The sequence below is a fragment of the Caballeronia arationis genome, assembly GCF_001544975.2.
In the GTDB taxonomy this organism is placed as follows: Bacteria; Pseudomonadota; Gammaproteobacteria; order Burkholderiales; family Burkholderiaceae; genus Caballeronia; species Caballeronia arationis.
The window spans coordinates 1-1,554 of record NZ_FCOG02000417.1 but is presented as its reverse complement, the minus strand read 5'-3'; the positions used below and the strand labels follow the sequence as shown (position 1 = coordinate 1,554).

Annotated in this window: 1 protein-coding gene; it reads left to right on the top strand. The window is 57.7% G+C overall.

What is annotated here, in order from left to right; translation table 11 throughout:
• Positions 1-137: 137 nt before the first annotated feature.
• Positions 138-1,312 (top strand): IS3 family transposase gene (locus AWB81_RS42800; protein ID WP_087135615.1). Its coding sequence is split into 2 segments (ribosomal slippage): positions 138-408 and positions 408-1,312, totalling 1,176 coding nucleotides; the frame shifts between segments, so codons are not numbered across the junction.
• Positions 1,313-1,554: the final 242 nt, after the last annotated feature.

The window sequence follows — 1,554 nt, the reverse complement described above, 5'->3', positions numbered from 1 at the left end:
CACACACTCTGTGATAACGTCATGATTGGCTCCGGTCGTCCACGGGTCTTCGGACCCATTGAGCTTCGAGCTCGTACTGAGGCCGGCTGAAAAAAGTGGATGCCAACGTTTCGTAAAATAGAGGAACGGAGGCATAGATGAATCGAATCCCGAAAGCGGTCTACACGAAAGAATTTCGTGAAGAGGCGGTCAAGCTCGCGTTGACGGAAGGCGTCGGCGTGTCGGAAGCGGCACGCCGGTTGTCGATCCCGATGAAGTCGCTGGCGAACTGGGTGCGCGCCGCGAAAGCGGGCAGGCTCGGCAAGGTTGGGCAACAGCAAAAGCCACTGACTGAGCTGGAGATGGAACTGAACCGGGTCAAACGGGAACTGGCCGAAGTGAAGATGGAGCGCGATTTATTAAAAAAATTCGCGACGTACTTCGCGAAGGAGTCGCGGTGAAGTACGGCGTGATTGAGCAGATGCGACAGGACTACCCGGTGCCGCCGATGTGTCGACTGCTGGGTGTGTCGACCAGCGGCTACTACGCGTGGCGGAAGCGGCCACCGTCGTCCCGTACCCAACAGGAACCTCGTTTGGAAGCAGAGATCCTCGCCGCGCACCAGCGCACGCGCGAGACGTTCGGCGCTGAACGACTGCAGAAAGATTTGACAGAACACGGTGTGCAGGTTGGCGTGCATCGCGTCAAGCGACTGCGCAGGCAGCTTGGATTACGTTGCAAGCAGAAGCGCAAGTTCAAAGCGACAACCAATTCGAAGCACGACCTGCCAGTAGCACCGAACCAGTTGAATCAGGATTTCTCGGTGAGCGCGCCGAACCAGGCGTGGTGTGGAGACATCACGTACATCGCAACCGACGAGGGCTGGCTGTACCTAGCTGGGCTCAAGGATCTGTTCAGCGGGGAGCTGGTCGGCTACGCGATGAGCGAGCGTATGACAAAACATCTGGTGATGCAGGCGCTGTTTCGGGCGGTCGCGTCGCACCGACCGCCCGTCGGTCTGATTCACCACACAGACCGCGGCAGTCAATATTGCGCGCATGCTTACCAAGATCTTGTCAGCCAGTTCGGCATGCAAGCGTCAATGAGTAGACGAGGAAATTGCTTTGACAACGCGCCAATCGAATCATTCTGGGGCACACTGAAGAGCGAGCTGGTCTATCAGCGGCGGTTTGCCACTCGGCAGCAAGCGAAGCAAGAGATCACGGAATACATCGAGATCTTTTATAACCGGCAGCGAACACAGGCGCGGCTTGACTACCTGTCTCCCGCCGCTTTCACGCAGCGTTTCTACTTGAACAAGATCGCTGCTTAACCCGTTGGCGTCCACGGGTTCCGACCGACCTCATACATCGCTGGGCACGTCCCAGCCGGCTCGACCGGAGCCACCTTACACCGCCAGCGCTCCGCAGTCACCCGTACAACTCGTCGGTCTGAGGCGGAGCCTCGTTAGAAGCTCTCTCAATTTGGCTTGGTCGATGCTGTCAAAGTATTTCCGTACATCAACGTCAAGCACCCACTGTCCACCGCGATACATAATCCCCTTCCACACGGACC